Annotated in this window: 13 protein-coding genes and 1 pseudogene; 2 read left to right on the forward strand and 12 right to left on the reverse strand. The window is 73.2% G+C overall.

What is annotated here, in order from left to right; all coding sequences use genetic code 11:
- Nucleotides 1–138: 138 nt before the first annotated feature.
- The gene (locus tag ACFWPQ_RS42885) at nucleotides 139–3,048 is read left to right on the forward strand and encodes an ATP-binding protein (RefSeq protein ID WP_384047884.1); all 2,910 of its coding nucleotides are present in this window, start codon (nucleotides 139–141) and stop codon (nucleotides 3,046–3,048) included.
- 17 nt (nucleotides 3,049–3,065) lie between these two features.
- On the opposite strand, the gene ACFWPQ_RS42890 is transcribed toward ACFWPQ_RS42885, so the two are convergent.
- From ACFWPQ_RS42890 to ACFWPQ_RS42945, 12 genes and pseudogenes are all read right to left on the reverse strand, one after another.
- Complete coding sequence (locus ACFWPQ_RS42890; protein ID WP_384047887.1) at nucleotides 3,066–4,619, reverse strand: acyl-CoA synthetase; 1,554 nt, start codon at nucleotides 4,617–4,619, stop codon at nucleotides 3,066–3,068.
- The gene (locus ACFWPQ_RS42895; RefSeq protein ID WP_384047890.1) at nucleotides 4,616–5,740 is read right to left on the reverse strand and encodes a nitronate monooxygenase; all 1,125 of its coding nucleotides are present in this window, start codon (nucleotides 5,738–5,740) and stop codon (nucleotides 4,616–4,618) included. Before ACFWPQ_RS42895 ends, ACFWPQ_RS42890 begins: the two co-directional genes overlap by 4 nt.
- Before the next feature lie 91 nt (nucleotides 5,741–5,831).
- Entirely contained in the window at nucleotides 5,832–7,397 is a 1,566-nt protein-coding gene (locus ACFWPQ_RS42900) for a phytoene desaturase family protein (RefSeq protein WP_384047893.1), read from the reverse strand.
- Nucleotides 7,398–7,569: 172 nt separating this feature from the next.
- Complete coding sequence (locus tag ACFWPQ_RS42905; protein ID WP_384047896.1) at nucleotides 7,570–9,804, reverse strand: tetratricopeptide repeat protein; 2,235 nt, start codon at nucleotides 9,802–9,804, stop codon at nucleotides 7,570–7,572.
- 60 nt (nucleotides 9,805–9,864) lie between these two features.
- A complete protein-coding gene (locus ACFWPQ_RS42910) occupies nucleotides 9,865–10,710 on the reverse strand; it encodes an oxygenase MpaB family protein (RefSeq protein ID WP_384047899.1) in 846 nt (281 codons plus the stop codon).
- A gap of 9 nt (nucleotides 10,711–10,719) precedes the next feature.
- Nucleotides 10,720–11,898: an acyl-CoA dehydrogenase family protein gene (locus ACFWPQ_RS42915; protein WP_384047902.1), complete on the reverse strand. Its 1,179-nt coding sequence runs from the start codon at nucleotides 11,896–11,898 to the stop codon at nucleotides 10,720–10,722.
- A 94-nt stretch (nucleotides 11,899–11,992) separates the two neighbouring features.
- Complete coding sequence (locus ACFWPQ_RS42920) at nucleotides 11,993–12,517, reverse strand: cupin domain-containing protein (RefSeq protein ID WP_384047905.1); 525 nt, start codon at nucleotides 12,515–12,517, stop codon at nucleotides 11,993–11,995.
- A gap of 112 nt (nucleotides 12,518–12,629) precedes the next feature.
- On the reverse strand, nucleotides 12,630–13,214 hold the full coding sequence (locus ACFWPQ_RS42925; protein WP_384047908.1) for a hypothetical protein: 585 nt from the start codon (nucleotides 13,212–13,214) through the stop codon (nucleotides 12,630–12,632).
- Nucleotides 13,215–13,551: 337 nt separating this feature from the next.
- Nucleotides 13,552–13,899 carry a glycosyltransferase gene (locus tag ACFWPQ_RS42930; protein ID WP_384047921.1) on the reverse strand — a complete coding sequence of 116 codons (348 nt, stop codon included), beginning with the start codon at nucleotides 13,897–13,899 and terminating at the stop codon, nucleotides 13,552–13,554.
- Between the two features lie 81 nt (nucleotides 13,900–13,980).
- A pseudogene (locus ACFWPQ_RS42935) lies at nucleotides 13,981–14,208 on the reverse strand (glutamate dehydrogenase); the annotation flags it as partial.
- A 319-nt stretch (nucleotides 14,209–14,527) separates the two neighbouring features.
- Entirely contained in the window at nucleotides 14,528–14,902 is a 375-nt protein-coding gene (locus tag ACFWPQ_RS42940; protein ID WP_384047910.1) for a ferredoxin, read from the reverse strand.
- 56 nt (nucleotides 14,903–14,958) lie between these two features.
- Entirely contained in the window at nucleotides 14,959–15,402 is a 444-nt protein-coding gene (locus ACFWPQ_RS42945; protein ID WP_384047913.1) for a universal stress protein, read from the reverse strand.
- Nucleotides 15,403–15,716: 314 nt separating this feature from the next.
- On the opposite strand from ACFWPQ_RS42945, the gene ACFWPQ_RS42950 reads away from it, so the two are divergent.
- Entirely contained in the window at nucleotides 15,717–16,382 is a 666-nt protein-coding gene (locus ACFWPQ_RS42950; protein WP_384047915.1) for a CBS domain-containing protein, read from the forward strand.
- The last annotated feature ends 39 nt before the right edge of the window (nucleotides 16,383–16,421 follow it).

Genomic DNA, 16,421 nt, shown 5'->3' on the forward strand with positions numbered 1-16,421 from the left:
CCGCGGACATTATCCCTTCTGCAGTTCATGATTCACCCGATAGTACTCAGTCCGGCCTGCCCGCACCGCGACAAGGCGTACGCTCGGCTCTCCCCGGGCCGAACGAAAGAAGCCGAACGAAAGAAAGCGGTACGGCATATGGCGACGGAGCCGCGGCAACCGGTCACGGACCAGGAGACCCTGATCGAACGCCGACGGGAACTTCAGGCCGTCGACGCGGCGTTCCGGGAGTTGCGGCGCACCACGGACGGCGTGCCACGAACGAGACGCAAAGGGCTGCTCGCCTTCACCGGGTCGGCCGGACTGGGCAAGACGGCGCTCCTCACGGAGGCGCGCGCCCGGGCCATGGCACACAGGTTCACCGTGCTGTCCGGCAGAGGCAGCGAGACGGAACAGGGCGCGGCGTTCCGGGTGGTACGCCAGTTGATGCAGCCCTCACTGGCGAGGATGGACGAGAGGGAGCTCCGCGTCTTCCTGGGCAGCTGGTACGACACGGTCGCCGCCGTGCTGGGTCTCGAGGCGACGGGACCCGCCCCGGCGCCGGACCCGACCGGAGTCCGCGAAGGGCTCGACTGGGTCATGACGCGCCTCACGGTCAAGAAGGATCCCGTCGTCCTGCTCCTGGACGACCTCCACTGGACCGACCCCGAGTCGCTGAGCTGGCTCGCCTCCTTCGCGCCACGGGTCGACGACCTCCCGCTGCTGATCGTCGTCGCCTACCGGCCCGACGAACTGCCGCCCGAGGCAGGCGGACTGCGCGCCCTCGTGGGGGACCACGGGAACCGCCCGCACAACCTGGCGGTGCTCACTCCCGAGGGCGTGACGCGGATCGTCAGGAGCGAGGTCGGGGAGGCCGCCGAGGACGGGTTCTGCAAGGAGTGCTGGTCGGCCACCGGCGGGAGCCCCTTCGAGGCGGTGGAACTCGCCATCGGGCTCGCGGAGCGCAACCTGGGCGGCACCGGCGACGACCTGCCCGCGATGCGTGAGCTGGCGGCGGCGATCAAGGGCCCGGGACTGATCGAACGCCTGGAGCGGCTCGGCACGACGACCGTGCGCTTCGCGCAGACCGCGGCCGTACTGGGTTCGCCCTTCTCGCCGGAGCTCGCCGGGACCATCGCCGTGCTCGGCGACGAGGCCGTCGGCGAGGCGACCGAGAAGCTGCGCGCGGCCCGTATCCTGGCCGACGGCCACGGTCACGAGGGCGAGCTGGAGTTCGTCCACCCGCTGATCGCCACGACGATCTACCGGTCCATCCGCACGGGCTTCCGGACCGGTCTGCACAACACCGCGGCGCAGGCCGTCCTCGCCGCGGGGTACGGCCCCGCCAAGGCCGCCCGGCATCTGCTGGAGGTCCCCTGCGAGGACCGTCCCGAGACCGTCGCGTGTCTGCGCGAGGCCGCCCGCGAGTACCTCCGGGCCGGCGCCACCGAGGCGGCCCGACGCCTGCTGACCCGCGCGCTCCAGGAACCTCCTCTGCCCGAGGACCGCGCCGCCGTCCTGCACGAACTCGCCTGCGCCACCTTCCTGATCGAGCCCACCGCGACGGTGCGGCACCTGCGCCAGGCGCTGGCCCAGCCCCATGTCGACCCCGATCTGCGGGCCTCCATCGTCTACCGGCTGACGACGGCCATGGCCCACACCGATCAGCTGGCCGAGGCGGTGGACGTGGCCGCCGAGGAGGCCCGGCAGGCCACAAATCCGCGCGTCAAACTGCGCATGCAGGCCGACCAGTTCGTCTGGAGCATGGTGCGTCCGGACGACCACGACTCGCCCACCCGCTCCCGGACGCTGGCGCGCCTGGCCGAGCAGTTGCCCGGCCGCAGCCTGGAGGAGCGCTACATCCTGGGACTGCGCGCCTGGGACGCGGCCATGCGCGGCGAACCGCGGGAGACCTCCCTCGCGTACGCCGACAAGGCCCTGCGCGGCGGCATGAGCTGGACCGACGAGAACCGGGGGTTCGAGGTACCGCTCTCCGTCGCCCTGGTGTTCATGTACGGCGACCAGCCGCGACGGGCCGAGGAGCTGTTCGCCAAGGGGATCGCCGAATGCCTGGCCAAGGGCTGGCACGGCTCCCATCTGGCGTTCGGCCAGACCATCGCCGGATACATCCGCTACCGGCGCGGTTGCCTGGCCGAGGCCGAGAACACGGTACGGGAGGGGCTGCGGATCGCCGACAAGGTGGACGGGGTCGTGGCCGCCCAGTGGTTCGGCGTGAGCATCCTGATCAAGACCCTGCTGGCCCGCGGGCGCGTCTCGGAGGCGCGCGCGTTCGCCGACGGGCACCACTTCGGCGAGACACCGGTCAACGCCGTCATCTACCCCGACCCTCGTACCGTCTACGCCGAACTGCTCCTCGCCGAGGGCCGGCACGCCGAGGCGGCGCGGCTGCTGGCCGCGGTCGGGGAGTGGCTGGACGGGCGGGGCTGGCGCAACCCGGCCTGGTGCCCGTGGCAGCTGCGGCTCGCGTCCGCGCTCGCCCCCGCCGCCCCCGAGGAGGCGGTCGCCCACGCCGAGGAGGCCGTGCGCCGGGCCCGGGAGTTCGGCGCCGCCTCCGCCGTCGGGCAGGCCCTGCACACCCTCGCCGAGGTGACCGCCGGGCCGGCGGCGGTCGACCTGTACGCGCAGGCCGTCGACCATCTGGAGCAGTCGCCCGCCGCCTACGAACTGGCCCGCGCCCAGATCGGCCACGGCGCCGCGCTGTCCCGGGGCGGCCGGCTCCAGGAGGCCGCCGACCGGCTCTACCAGGGGCTGGAAGGAGCCGTCCACTGCGGGGCCGAGGCGCTCGCCGCCCGGGCCAGGGAGGAGCTCTCGGCGGCCGGGCTGCGCCCGCTGCCGTTGCGCTACCCGCAGGCGGACACGCTGACCGCGCAGGAGCTGCGCACCGCCCGACTGACCGTCCAGGGACAGCCGGTGGCCGTGGTCGCCAAGGAGCTCCGCCTCACCGAGCAGGGCGTGCGGCAGCTGCTGTCCCGCGTCTACCGCAAACTCGGCACCGACGCCACGGGGCTCGCCGGGTTCCTGGAGGCCCGGCACCGTCCGCGCCCCTGAGGCGCCGGGAGCCGTGGTCACACCGGGCGGGTGCGGCCCTCCCAGTACGGGTCCCGCAGCCGCCGCTTGTACAGCTTTCCGTTGGGGTCGCGGGGCATCTCGGCGATGAAGTCGACGGTCTTGGGGCACTTGTAGCCCGCGAGCTGTCCGGCGCAGTGGGCCAGCAGGTCGGCGGCGAGGTCCGGGCCGGGCTCGTGTCCGGGGGCGGGTTCGACGACGGCCTTGACCTCCTCCCCCCAGTCGTCGTGCGGGATGCCGAAGGCGGCGGCGTCGGCGACGGCGGGGTGGGAGAGGAGCACGGACTCGATCTCGGCGGGGTAGATGTTGACCCCGCCCGAGATGATCATGTCGATCTTGCGGTCGCGGAGGAACAGGTAGCCGTCCTCGTCGAGGTAGCCGAGGTCGCCGACGGTGAAGAAGTCGCCGATGCGGTTCTTCTCCGTCTTGGCCTGGTCCTTGTGGTAGGCGAAGCCGCCGGTGTTCATCTTCATGTAGACGGTGCCGAGTTCGCCGGGCGGGAGCCGGTTGCCGTCGTCGTCGAAGACCGCGAGTTCGCTGATCGGCCAGGCCTTGCCGACCGTGCCGGGCTTCTTCAGCCAGTCCTCGGCGGTGGCGAAGGCGCCGCCGCCCTCGCTGGCCGCGTAGTACTCCTCCACGCTGGGCCCCCACCAGTCGAGCATGGCCCGTTTGACGTGGTCCGGGCAGGGGGCGGCGCCGTGGATGGCGTGCCGCATGGAGGAGACGTCGTAGCGGGCGCGCACCTCCGCGGGGAGGGCGAGCAGGCGGTGGAACTGGGTGGGAACCATATGGGTGTCGGTGCACTTGTGTGCGTCGATCAGGCGGAGCATCTCCTCGGGGGTCCACTTGTCCATGAGGACGAGACGGTGGCCTATGTGGAGGGACGCGCCGGCGAACTGGAGTACCGCCGTGTGGTAGAGCGGCGAGCAGACCAGGTGGACGTCGTCGCCGAAGGGGCGGATGCCGAAGATGCCGAGGAAGCCGCCGAGGTAGGCCTCCTCGGGAAGCTTGCCGGGCAGCGGGCGGCGGATGCCGCGGGGGCGGCCCGTGGTGCCCGAGGTGTAGTTCATGACCCAGCCGAGCTCGCGGTCCGCGGGCGCCGACTCGGGCTGTCCGTCCAGGAGTTCGGCGTACTTCCGGAAGCCCTCGACCGCGCCGACCGCGTACCGGTGGGTGGCCGGGAGGCCGGCCTCGTCGGCGGCGTGGCGGGCCGGTCCGGCGAACCGTTCGTGGGCGAGGAGCACCTTGGCGCCGGAGTCGGCGACGATCCAGGCGATCTCCGGGCCGACGAAGTGGTGGTTGATCGGGACGAGGTAGAGACCGGCCTGGGTGGCGGCCAGGTAGGCGGTGAAGAACTCGGGCCCGTTGGGCAGGACGACCGCGAAGGCGTCGCCGCGTTCGAGGCCCGCGGCCCGGAGTCCGTGGACGAGCTGGTTGGTGGCCGTGTGCAGGCGGCCGGCGGTCCATTCCTCGCCGTCGGGTGCGACGAGGACCGTGCGCTCGGGGTCCGTGGTGGCCTGGGCCCAGAATCCGGCGGGGGGCGTACTGGTCACGTGCCGCTCCTTCCGGCGATGCGGTTGATGCGGTCGACGGCCTGCTCGAAGCCCCGGGTGAGGTCGTCGAAGACGGCCTGGACGCTGCGTTCGCCGGTCATCCGGCCGACGATCTGGCCGACGGGGGTACCGAGCAGGGGCTCGACCGCGTACTTCTGGATGCGGGTGAGGGCCTCGGCGACGAGCAGGCCCTGCAGGGGCATGGGGAGGGTGCCGGGGCCGTCCGGGTCGTCCCAGGCGTCGGTCCACTCGGTGCGCAGCTGCCGGGCCGGTTTGCCGGTCAGCGCGCGGGAGCGGACGGTGTCGCCGGAGCCTGCGGCGAGCAGTTTGCGGGTCACGGCCGGCGAGGAGAGGTCGGCCTCCGTGACGGTCAGCCACATGGAGCCCAGCCACACTCCTTGAGCGCCGAGGCTGAGCGCGGCGGCCACCTGTCGGCCGCTGCCGATGCCGCCCGCCGCCAGCACCGGCAGTGGCGCGACGGCGTCGACGACCTCCGGGGTGAGCACCATGGTGGCGATCTCACCGGTGTGGCCTCCGGCCTCGTAGCCCTGGGCCACGACGATGTCGATGCCCGCGTCCTTGTGCTTGATCCCGTGCCGGGCGCTGCCGGCCAGCGCGGCGACGAGGACGTCCTGGTCGTGGGCGCGGTCGACGACGTCGGCGGGCGGTGAGCCGAGGGCGTTGGCGAGCAGCCGGATCGGGTAGTCGAAGGCGACGTCGAGCTGGGTGCGGGCGACCTGCTCCATCCACCCGGTGATGCGCCAGCCGGACGCCTCGCCGTCGGCCAGCTCGGGCACGCCGTACTTGGCGAGGGTGTCCCTGACGAACTGCCGGTGCCCCTCCGGGATCATCGCCTCGACATCGGCTTCACTCAGTGTTTGATTTTTCGGGGCTTCCACCTTCTTGGCGGGCATGACGACATCGAGCCCGTACGGTTTCCCGTCGACATGCGCCTCGATCCAGTCGAGGTCGCGCTTGAGGTCGTCGGGGGCGGTGTAGCGGACCGCGCCGAGCACTCCGAAGCCGCCGGCCCGGCTGATGGCCGCGGCCACGGCGGGGAACGGCGTGAAGCCGAAGACGGCGTGCTCGACTCCCAGGGTCTTGCTCAGCTCCGTCTGCATGGGCGCAGGATGCCGCAGTCGTGCGGCCGACGGAAGAGGTTTTCTGATGCTCCGTCAGATTCTCCTGCCGGATTCCGAACGCGCCGCTCGGTCAGGTCTGTTCCAGCACCGCCATCGCCGCGTTGTGCCCCGGCACCCCGCTCACCCCTCCCCCGCGCACCGCGCCCGCCCCGCAGAGCAGGACGTTGGCGTGCCGGGTCTCCACGCCCCAGCGGCCGGTGCCGTCCTGGGCGTAGGGCCAGGAGAGGTCGCGGTGGAAGATGTTGCCGCCGGGGAGGCGCAGGTCGCGTTCGAGGTCCAGGGGGGTCTTCGCCTCGATGCAGGGGCGGCCGTTGGCGTCGAGGGCCAGGCAGTCGGTGATCGGCTCGGCGAGGTGGGCGTCGAGCTGGGCGAGGGTGGACTTGAGGAGTTCGTCGCGTACGGCGTCGTTGTCGGCGGCGAAGAGCCGGGCCGGGGTGTGCAGGCCGAAGAGGGTGAGCGTCTGGTAGCCGCGTTCGGCCAGGTCGCGGCCGAGGATGGTGGGGTCGGTCAGGGAGTGGCAGTAGATCTCCGAGGGCGGGGCGGCGGGGAGCCGGCCGGCCGCCGCCTGGGCGTGGGCGGTGGCGAGTTGCCCGTAGCCCTCGGCGATGTGGAAGGTGCCGGAGAACGCCTCGCGCGGGTCGACGGCGGTGTCGCGCAGTCTGGGCAGCCGCTTGAGCAGCATGTTGACCTTGAGCTGGGCGCCCTCGGCGGGCTCCGGGGCCGGGTCGCCGGTGAGGTGGGCGAGTTCCTGCGGGGAGGCGCCCACCAGGACGTGCCGGGCGGCGGCCACGCCTTCCCCGTCGGCGGTGCGGTAGGCGACCTCGGCGGCCCGGCCGTCCGTCTCGATCCGTACCGCCTCGTGCCCGGTGGCGAGCACCGCGCCCGCCGAGCGCGCGGCGGCGGCCAGCGCGTCGGTGAGGGCGCCCATGCCGCCGACCGGAACGTCCCAGGCGCCGGTGCCGCCGCCGATGACGTGGTAGAGGAAGCAGCGGTTCTGGCGCAGCGAGGCGTCGTGGGCGTCGGCGAAGGTGCCGATCAACGCGTCGGTGAGGACGACCCCGCGGACCAGGTCGTCCGTGAAGTTCTCCTCGATCGCCACCCCGATCGGCTCCTCGAACAGCGCCCGCCAGGCCGCCTCGTCGTCGATCCGGCGGCGCAGTTCCTCGCGCGCGGGCAGCGGCTCGGTGAGCGTCGGGAAGACGCGTTCGGCGACCCGGCCGGTCATGGCGTAGAACCGCTGCCAGGCCTGGTACTCCGTCTTGCCGCCGGTCAGCCGTTCGAACGCCTCGCGGATCCGCCGCTCGCCGCCGCCGACCAGCAGGCCGGTCGGGCGCCCGTCGCGCTCCACGGGCGTGTAAGAGGAGACGGTGCGGCCGCGGACGCGGAAGTCCAGGCCGAGATCGCGGACGATCTTCCTCGGCAACAGGCTGACCAGGTAGGAGTAGCGGGACAGCCGCGCGTCGACGCCGGCGAAGGGGCGGGTGGAGACGGCGGCGCCGCCGGTGCGGCCGAGCCGCTCCAGCACCAGGACGGAGCGGCCGGCCCGGGCGAGGTAGGCGGCCGCGACGAGGCCGTTGTGGCCGCCGCCGACGATGATGGCGTCGTAGGAGCGGGAGGGTTCCGTGGCAGCGGGCATGGTTCTTCGTAACACATGATGATCTAGGTGGGTAAGAGGCGTGCCGGTTCGCTCCGCGAGGAGGGCCGGTTTTCGGGTGCGGGTTGTGCGGGGCTGGTCGCGCCCACGCGGCGGAGCCGCATATGTCACAGCCCCGCGCCCCTACGGGGCGCGCTGCCTCTTACGGGGCGCTTCACAGTCGCCCTCCTGATGCGCGCTGTTGGCGCAGGACCGCCACCCTTCGGTACAGCTCCACCGCCTCCGGGCCCCGTCCCAGCTGTTCCAGGCAGTGGGCCTCGTCGTTGCGGCTGGCCAGGGTGTCGGGGTGGTCGGAACCGAGGACGCGTTCCCGGGCGGCGGCGACGCGGCCGTACTCGGTGAGCGCGTCCGACCAGCGGCCCAGCCAGCCCAGGCTCACCGCCACCTCGCGGCGGCTGACCAGGGTGTCCAGGTGGTCCGTGCCCAGGACCCGTTCGCGGATCGCGCAGACGTCGCGTGATTCCGCGAGGGCCTCCTCCCAGCGGCCGAGGCGGCCGAGGTTGACGCCGAGGCCGTGGCGGGCGCGCAGGGTCTCGGGGTGGGCGGGGCCCTGGACGCGGGTGCGGTCGTCGATGAGGGCGCGGTAGAGGGTGAGCGCGTCGGCGCTGCGGCCCAGGCGGCCGAGGCTGATGCCGACCTCGTAGCGGGCGGCGAGGGTGTCGGGGTGGTCGGGGCCGAGGGCGCGGGCGCGGGCCTCGGCGACCTCGCGGTAGGTCTGCAGGGCCTCCTCCCAGCGGCCCAACTGGCCCAGTGCGTAGGCGACTTCGTAGCGGGTGACCAGGGTGTCGGGGTGCTGCGGGCCGAGCACCCGGGCGCGGGCCGCGGCCACGTCGTGGGCCATGCGGTACGAGTCCTCCAGGCGGCCCAGTCTGCTGAGGTTGAAGGCGAGGTTGTGGCGGCAGCGCAGGGTGTCCGGATGGTCGGGGCCGGTCAGCCGCTGCCGGGCGGCGAGGACGGCCGTGTACACCTGGTGGGCGTCGAAGTGGCGGCCCAACTGGCCCAGCACGTAGGCCGTTTCCTGGCGGGCGGCGAGGGTGTCCGGGTGGTCGGCGCCCAGGACGCGCTCCCGGGCGGCGGCGACCTCGGTGTACTCGCGCAGCGCGTCGGCGGCGCGGCCGGTGCGGCTGAGGGTGAAGGCGATCTCGTAGCGGCTGGCGAGGGTGTCGGGGTGGTCGGGGCCGAGGAGGTGGGTGCGTTCGGCGGCGACGGCGCGGTGCACCTCGCCGGCCTCGGCCCAGCGGCCGAGCCGCCCCAGGCTGAGCCCGGCGTTGTGCCGGCCGGCGAGGGCGGCCAGGGTCTCCGGGGCGGGGGCGGGGACCGCCGGGAGCGGTTCCGCGACGCCGGTGGCCGGGCGGGCGATCCACTCGCCGGTGAGTCCGGCACCGGGATCGGGCGGGGTGGTGCGAAGGGCGGCGCCGGTCGCCTTGTGGCCGGTGGTCATGCCCCGGGTCCAGGACGGCAGCCGGGGCTCGCGGGCGGCCGGTTCGGGCGGCCGGGGCGGGGGCTGCGCGGTGACGACGGTGGGGACGTACGTGGGTGTCGTCCGCCCGGAGGTGATCCGGCGGCCCAGTTCCCGGGCGTCGTAGGGTCGTTGTTCCGGCCGTTTGGCCAGCAGGTCGAGGACGACCTGCTCGAACCAGCCGGGCAGCTCGGGGCGGTGGCTGCGCGGCGGGGCGGGCAGGGTGTCGCGGTGGCCGACGAGGATCGCCCAGGCGTCGTCGAGGTCGAACGGCGGTGCCCCGGTGGCGATCTCGTACAGCACGCAGCCCAGGGAGTACAGGTCGCTGCGCTGATCGACCTCGGTGCCGCCGATCTGCTCCGGGGACATGTAGTGCGGGGTGCCCATGGCGATGCCGGTGCCGGTCAGGCGGGAGGTCAGGCCGATGTCCTGGCCGAGGCGGGCGATGCCGAAGTCGCAGAGTTTCGCCGTGCCGTCGGTGAGCCGCATGATGTTCGCCGGTTTCAGGTCCCGGTGCACGATGCCCTGCTGGTGGGTGTAGGCGAGGGCTGCGGAGACCTGCTCGGCGATGTCGACGACGTCGCCGACGGGCAGCGGGTGGTGTTTGTTGTCCTCCATGAGCTGGCTGAGGTTGCGGCCGTCCAGCAGCTCCATCACCAGGTAGAGGATGCCGTCGTGCTCGCCGAAGTCGTGGACGACGGTGACCCCGCGGTGGGAGAGCGCGGCGGCCACTCTCGCCTCGCGCCGGAACCGCTCCCGCAGGACCCGGGTGAAGGCCTGGTCGTGGTGCGGGCCGAGCGGTTTGAGGCACTTCACGGCGACCTGCCGGCCGAGTGACTCGTCGCGGGCCCGCCACACCTCGCCCATCCCGCCCCGCCCGATCAGGTCGAGCAGCCGGTACCTCCCCTGGACCAGCCTGCTGTCAGCCATCGCGCGCCGTCGCCCCCCGTCGCGGTCCGTGACACCCCCCTGCTCGCCCAGTATGGCTGTCTATTGCCCGACTTTGTACGGTGCGGGGCGCGCGTCCGGGCCGAGCCTCGCGATGGCGTCCAGGATGTGTTTCGGTGGGAGTTGCCAGCGCAGACGTGCGGGAACACAGCGCAGCAGGGAGCCGGTGGCGCGCAGTCGGCGGGTGACGACGGCGGGTTCCGGGGCCGGTCTGCCGTACAGCGCGTGGGCGTACGGCGGCAGAGAGGCGTACGCGAGGTGGGCCACGCGCCGCCACAGCACCTCGCGCGCCGGTATCAGGAGGGGGTGCGTCGACGGCCGGAGCAGGAACTCGTCCACCGCGCGCGCGTCGGCTCCGACGGCGAGCACGGGCCGTACCGACGCGAAGTACGCGGCCAGTGCCGCCCGGTCACCGGGTACGGCGTCGGCGTCGAGGCCCACCAGGCGGGCGCGGGCGCGCTGTTCGGCGACGTACCGGTCGGCCTGGGTGTCGGTGAGCGGGATGCCGGAGCGGCGGCCGACGTGCAGGTACGAGTCGATCTCGGCGCAGTGCACCCAGAGCAGCAGGTCGGGTTCGTCCACGCCGTAGCGTTCGCCGGTGTCGGGGTCGGTGGCGCCCAGCATGCTGTGGATCTTCCGTACCCGGGCCCCGGCCCGCTCGGCGTCCTCGGTGGTGCCGTAGATGGTGGTGCGCACGTAGTTCGCCGTGCGCATCAGACGGCCCCAGGCGTCGCTGCGGAAGTCGGAGTTCTCCATGACGCCGCGCACCGCGCGCGGGTGCAGCGCCTGGAGCCAGAGCGCCCGGATGCCGGCGATCCACATGATCGGGTCGCCGTGCAGGTGCCAGGTCACGGAGTCGGGGGTGAAGAGCCCGGCATCACCGTCCATACCGGCAGGCTAACGCCGTACCCGTGGCATCCCCAGTCCGATCCACGAGATGATCTCCCGCTGGATCTCGTTGTTGCCGCCGCCGAAGGTGAAGATGACCGCGGAGCGGTAGCCGCGTTCCAGGTCGCCGTGGAGGACCGCGCCCGCCGAGCCCTCCTTGAGCGGTCCGGCCGCGCCGGCGACCTCCATCAGCCAGGCGTAGGCGTCGCGGCGCGCCTCGGAACCGTAGACCTTGACGGCGGAGGCGTCCTGCGGGGTGAGGGTGCCCTCCTGGACGGCGGTCACCATCTGCCAGTTGAGGAGCTTCATGGCGTCCAGGCGGGTGTGGGTCTGCGCGAGGCGGCGGCGCACCCAGGGCAGGTCGATCACCCGTCGGCCGTCGGTGAGCTTGGTCTCCATGGCCCAGCGCTGCACGTCGTGCAGGGCGCGGATGGCCATGGTGCCGTGGGCGGCGAGGGTGACGCGCTCGTGGTTGAGCTGGTTGGTGATCAGCCGCCAGCCGTGGTTCTCCTCGCCGACCCGGCGGGAGACGGGGACGCGGATGTTCTCGTAGTAGCTGGCGGTGGTGTCGTGCGAGGCGAGGGTGTTGATGACGGTGCAGGAGTAGCCGGGGTCGGTGGTCGGCACCAGGAGCATGGTGATGCCCTTGTGCGGCGGGGCCCCGGGGTCGGTGCGGGTGGCGAGCCAGACCCAGTCGGCGGTGTCGCCGTTCGTCGTCCAGATCTTCTGCCCGTTGACGACGTACTCGTCGCCGTCAGGGACGGCCCGGGTCTTCAGGGCGGCCAGGTCGGTGCCGGCGTCGGGCTCGCTGTAGCCGATGGCGAAGTCGATCTCGCCGGAGAGGATGCGGGGCAGGAAGTACGACTTCTGCTCGTCGGTGCCGTACCGCATGATCGTCGGGCCGACGGTGTTCAGCGCCATCAGCGGGAGCGGTACGCCGGCCTGGGCGGCCTCGTCGAAGAAGATGAACTGTTCCATCGCGGTCAGGCCGCGCCCCCCGTACTCCTTCGGCCACCCGACCCCGAGCCAGCCGTCGGTGCCCAGCCGGCGGACGGTCTCCCGGTAGAAGCGTTTCTGCGCGGCCGGGTCGGCGTAGCGGGCGTAGGCGTTCTCCGGCACCAGGCCGGCGAAGTAGGCGCGCAGTTCGGTGCGCAGCCGCTGCTGCTCGGGCGTGTGGTCGAGGTGCACGGCGCCTCCAGGCTCCCCAAGGGCGGTCCTGACGGCGCACACCGTAGAACGTGTTCCAGAAATTGGGAATGGCGGCGGACCGTCGCGACCGGGTTCAGGACTCGCCGGCCGCCAGCGGACTGCCGTGCAGCGAGTCGAGCACCCCGGTGCCCAGGACCTTCAGCAGCGGCTCGGTGAAGACGCCGTCCACGAGGACGAACACCATCCGGGCCGCCGTGTCCGTGCGGTTCTCCCAGCGGTGGTCCGTACCGCGCTGGATCACCACGTCCCCGGCGCGCAGCACGCGCTCGGAGTCGTCGAGGACGAGGACGACCTCGCCGTCCAGGACGATGCCGTAGTCCACGGTCTGGGTCCGGTGCGTCGGGGAGACGCAGCCCGGCGGGAACTCGTTGACCCGGATCTTGGTGCCGCCCGGGGCCGGCGGCACGGTCAGGTCGCGCTCCGTGGGCTCGGGCTCGTCCGCCGCCACGGGTGCCGGTACGGAGTCGGTGTTCCACATCTCGTAGAAGGCGGCGCCGTCGGGTGCGGTGCGGATGACGGGCGGCTCGCCGTCGGAGAGGAACACGGAGGTGCCCGTCTCGTCGTGACCGGTGACGATCCGGCGGGGCGGCTGGCTCATGGAGGCACTCCTCTTACGGCGCACGGGAGGCTGGGGACGGGGCGGTGCTCCTGTCACGCTAGGCAGCCCGGCGGCGCGGCGGAAACGCGCATCGGCGATGCCAGCCATCGGGTCAGCGGTTCGTGCCGGCCGGGCCCGCCTCCGCGCGGACCTCCTTCGGTGCCAGGGCGAGGACGGTGACGGCGACCGCGAGCAGCACTGCCGCGAACCGGGCCGGCCGGTCCGCCGGGATGGTGCGGGCCATGACCACGTTCCACCGGACCGTCATCAGCTCCACCAGGACTCCGGTCCCGAACGAGAACGCGCAGATCAGCCAGAACGGCAGGAGCAGCGCCAGGGCCGGCGTGGGCGCGGCGACCGCCGCTCCGCACAGGGCGGCGAACAGCATGGGCCGCCGGGTGGTGAAGCGGGTCGCGGCGCAGGCCCCGACGACCAGCCCGGGCGACTCGGCGACCAGGATCTCGCCCCAGGCGGTCGACCCGTCCAGGCTGTCCCGGGCGACCACGGGACCGAGCACGCCGTACCCCCACGCGCAGGCCATGGAGACGAGCGAGTACTGCAGGACGATGACCCACAGCCAGGTGTGGGAGCGGAACTCCCGCCAGCCCTCGCGCACTTCGCCGAACAGGTCGGGAGCGGGGCGGAGGGCTGTCGGGGCGGTGCGGATCAGGAGGTTGGGGACGTCCGCGGCGAGCATCGCGTCCGCGGCCAGCGCTCAGCCGGGTCCGAAGGCGGCCACGGCGAGGGAGTTGTGGACGGCGCCGTCCCACTCGGGGAAGCCGACGAGCGCGACGATCCCGGAGGTGCCGCGGGCGAACTCGTCGAGGGCGGCCGGCAGTCGCGCAGGAAGTGTGCCTTGAGGAGGAGGTCCTCGGGCGGGTGGCCGCAGATCGACAGCTCAGGGGTGAGCACGAGTTCGGCGCCCTCGTCGCGCGCCCGGTCGGTCCGGCGGCGCAACGCGGCCAGGTTGCCGGACAAGCCGCCCACATGGAGGTTGAGTTGGGCGAGGGCCAGGCGCAATGGGGCGGGGGGTCTCATCGGCGTATCCCGGTCAGGGAGTCGGCGAGGTCGGCGATCAGGATGCCGCCGGTCTCGCCGCCCGGGGCGCGCCGGATGTTCTCGCGGACCTCCGCGAGGCGCCGGCGGCGGCCGTCGTCGGCGAGCAGTTCCCCGAGGTCGGCGACGCGCTGGGCGTTGTCGTACTGGTCCCGGAAAAGCGGGAGGACGATCATCGGCAGGCCCGCGGCGACGCCTTCGCCCAGGGTGTTGCTGCCGCCGTGGGTGATGAGGAGGTCGCACTCGGGCAGCACGCTGGGCTGCGGCAGGAACGGCTCGCCGGACATGTTCGGGCCGAGGGTGACCTCATGGTGGCAGGGGCCCATGGAGACGCGACGGTGCGGTGGCCGGTGCGGGCGACGGTGTCCCCGAGGTGCTGGAGGAGCCGGGTGTCGAGGGAGCCGAGAGCGGCCTGCGGGGTCGTAGTGCAGTGCCTCCTTCACGCTCATCGCCGCCGCGAGCTCCCCGACCTCCTCGTAACGGCAGCCCTCGCGCATCCGCAGGCCGCCACTGGCCAGGCCCCTGACGAGCCGGTCGACGACGAGGAAGCCCTGGCGTCCCGTGACGGGGTCGGTCCAGGTCAGTGCTGCTTCGGGAGGTCGGGGTGCGGCGGCACCGGCACGGACCGCGGGCATGGTGAGAAGACCGCTGTTCACGGCGAGGGACTCCTAGCGAAAGCCGACGAGGACGGGCCACGGAGCGCGCAGGTGACGGCCGACGGCCGACGGAGAACGGCCACCTGCGCGCGCTCCGACGGTAGTTCCGGCCGTGGATCACTGGGCGGTCCCCCGTTCCGGGGGCAGACCCGGTCCCCCGCTCGGGGACTGCCGGCCGCTCGTCGGCGGCTCACGGACCCGCCGGCCGCTCGTCGGCGGCCCGGGAAGCGTCCGTCGCCCCTCGGCGCCGCCCGCGCCGCACCGGACGGCGGCGACGCCGGTTGCCGGGGCTCCGGTGTCAGCCGAGCGCCGCCGTGAAGTCCGCGCAGGCCGCGGCGCATGCCCGGCAGGCGGCCGCGCTCGGCTCCGCGCCGGGCCGGGCGTCGAAGGCCCGCGCGCCGTCGAGGCAGACCGTACGGCACCACTCCAGCTGGACGCGCAGACCGGCCGGGTCCTGGCCGGTGTCCTCGGTCAGCGCCCGGCAGGTGGCGTCGCACACCTCGGCGCACATGATGCCGGTGCGGCGGTACCGCTCCGCCTCGGCGGTCCCGGCCGGATCCAGCACGCCGGTCCGCAGCACACACATCCGGGCGCACTCCGCGCAGGCCTGCGCGCACACGAACCGGTCCTCCAGGAACCGGTACACGTCCTGCTGAGAAGACGTCCACGTCATACGGCCCGGGTAACCGGTACGCAGGCCGGCAAACCCCGCTCCGTACGGGCCCCGGATCAGTCCTGTTCCGCGCGGACGATCACGACCGGGCAGGTGGCGTGCTGGGACACCTGCTGGCTGACGGAACCGAGCAGGGCGCGGGCGAACCCGCCCCGCCCGCGGCTGCCGACGACCAGGGCCTCGGCGCCCTCGGCGGCCCGCAGCAGCACGTCGGTGGTGTTGCCGTGCACCAGGTGGGAGCGGACCGAGTCCGCCTTGTCCGCGCCGAGCACGTCGGTCAGCTCCTGCCGCATCCGGTCCCGGGCCTCCTCCGCGTCGACGTCCATGTCCACGGCGGGCCCCGACCATCCGTACAGTCCCGGCAGTTCCCACACGGCGACCGCCTCGACGACGCCGTCGACGAGACCGGCGTACCGCAGGGCCCAGCGCAGGGCCGCGTAGGAGGACGGCGAGCCGTCGACGCCGACCACGACCCGTCGCTCGGTGACATCCCTGTCCATGCGTTGCACCTCTCCTCGGGCGTTCGGCCGGCCCCTTCCTCCACGCTGCGCGTCCGGCGGCCGCACCGCCAGAGAAGTGCGTCCGGCGGCATGACGGGGCCCGCCGGCCGGCGCACTTGCGGGCACTGCGAATTCCGGGCCGGTCGGCCCTGGTGGAGTGGGCGTTCCCGTGGTGTGCTGGAGGTGACGGGAAGGACCCGCAGTGACGCGGAGAAGCGGTCGGCCACGGCCGCGCACCGCGCAATCAGGATCCGCGAGAAGTGGATGGCGTCCTTCCCGCCCTCTCGTGATCGGCGGGATCCGAGGAGGCAACCATGCACGGCAGCCCGCACACCGTCGGCGACGTCATGACCCGCACCCCCGTGTCCGTAGGCCGTGACACCCCGTTCAAGGACGTCGTCACGCTGATGGACCGGTGGAAGGTCGGTGCCCTCCCCGTGCTGGAGGGCGAGGGCAGGGTGGTCGGCGTCGTGTCCGAGGCCGACCTGCTGTTCAAGGAGGAGTTCCGGGACCGCGACCCGGACCGGTTCGTCGAGCGGGCGCGGCCGGCCGACGTGGCCAAGGCGGGCGGGGTCACCGCCGGGGAGCTGATGAACGCGCCCGCGGTGACCGTGCACGCCGACGCCACCCTGGCGGAGGCCGCGCGCATCATGGCGCGGCGCGGGGTCAGGCGGCTGCCCGTCGTCGACGGCGGGGGCGTGCTCCAGGGCATCGTCAGCCGGGCGGACCTGCTGAAGGTGTTCCTGCGTGCGGACGAGGAGCTGACCGAGGAGGTGCGCCGGCAGGTCGTCGACCGCCTGTTCCCGCTCTCCGCCGACCACATCCGGGTCGAGGTCACCGAGGGGGTCGTCACGCTGACCGGCTGGATCGACAGCCCGGAACCGGCGCCGGTCGCCGAACGGCTGACCCGCGCCGTGGAGGGCGTGGTCGACGTGCACTGCCGCCTCTGCCCGGTCTCCGTGCGCGACGATCCGCACTGACGCCCGGCCGACTGCCCGCCGCAGAGGGCGACCGTGAGG

The sequence above is a fragment of the Streptomyces sp. NPDC058464 genome (assembly GCF_042721035.1).
Lineage (GTDB): Bacteria > Actinomycetota > Actinomycetes > Streptomycetales > Streptomycetaceae > Streptomyces.

What these genes read in the sequence shown, in the direction of transcription:
- ACFWPQ_RS42900 (WP_384047893.1), bottom strand. Translation starts at nt 7,397, where the DNA reads ATGCCCGCTGCCACGGAACCCTCCCGCTCCTACGACGCCATCATCGTC.
- ACFWPQ_RS42945 (WP_384047913.1), bottom strand. Translation starts at nt 15,402, where the DNA reads ATGGACAGGGATGTCACCGAGCGACGGGTCGTGGTCGGCGTCGACGGC.
- ACFWPQ_RS42885 (WP_384047884.1), top strand. Translation starts at nt 139, where the DNA reads ATGGCGACGGAGCCGCGGCAACCGGTCACGGACCAGGAGACCCTGATC.
- ACFWPQ_RS42905 (WP_384047896.1), bottom strand. Translation starts at nt 9,804, where the DNA reads ATGGCTGACAGCAGGCTGGTCCAGGGGAGGTACCGGCTGCTCGACCTG.
- ACFWPQ_RS42910 (WP_384047899.1), bottom strand. Translation starts at nt 10,710, where the DNA reads ATGGACGGTGATGCCGGGCTCTTCACCCCCGACTCCGTGACCTGGCAC.
- ACFWPQ_RS42930 (WP_384047921.1), bottom strand. Translation starts at nt 13,899, where the DNA reads ATGGGCCCCTGCCACCATGAGGTCACCCTCGGCCCGAACATGTCCGGC.
- ACFWPQ_RS42940 (WP_384047910.1), bottom strand. Translation starts at nt 14,902, where the DNA reads ATGACGTGGACGTCTTCTCAGCAGGACGTGTACCGGTTCCTGGAGGAC.
- ACFWPQ_RS42920 (WP_384047905.1), bottom strand. Translation starts at nt 12,517, where the DNA reads ATGAGCCAGCCGCCCCGCCGGATCGTCACCGGTCACGACGAGACGGGC.
- ACFWPQ_RS42925 (WP_384047908.1), bottom strand. Translation starts at nt 13,214, where the DNA reads ATGCTCGCCGCGGACGTCCCCAACCTCCTGATCCGCACCGCCCCGACA.
- ACFWPQ_RS42950 (WP_384047915.1), top strand. Translation starts at nt 15,717, where the DNA reads ATGCACGGCAGCCCGCACACCGTCGGCGACGTCATGACCCGCACCCCC.
- ACFWPQ_RS42895 (WP_384047890.1), bottom strand. Translation starts at nt 5,740, where the DNA reads ATGCAGACGGAGCTGAGCAAGACCCTGGGAGTCGAGCACGCCGTCTTC.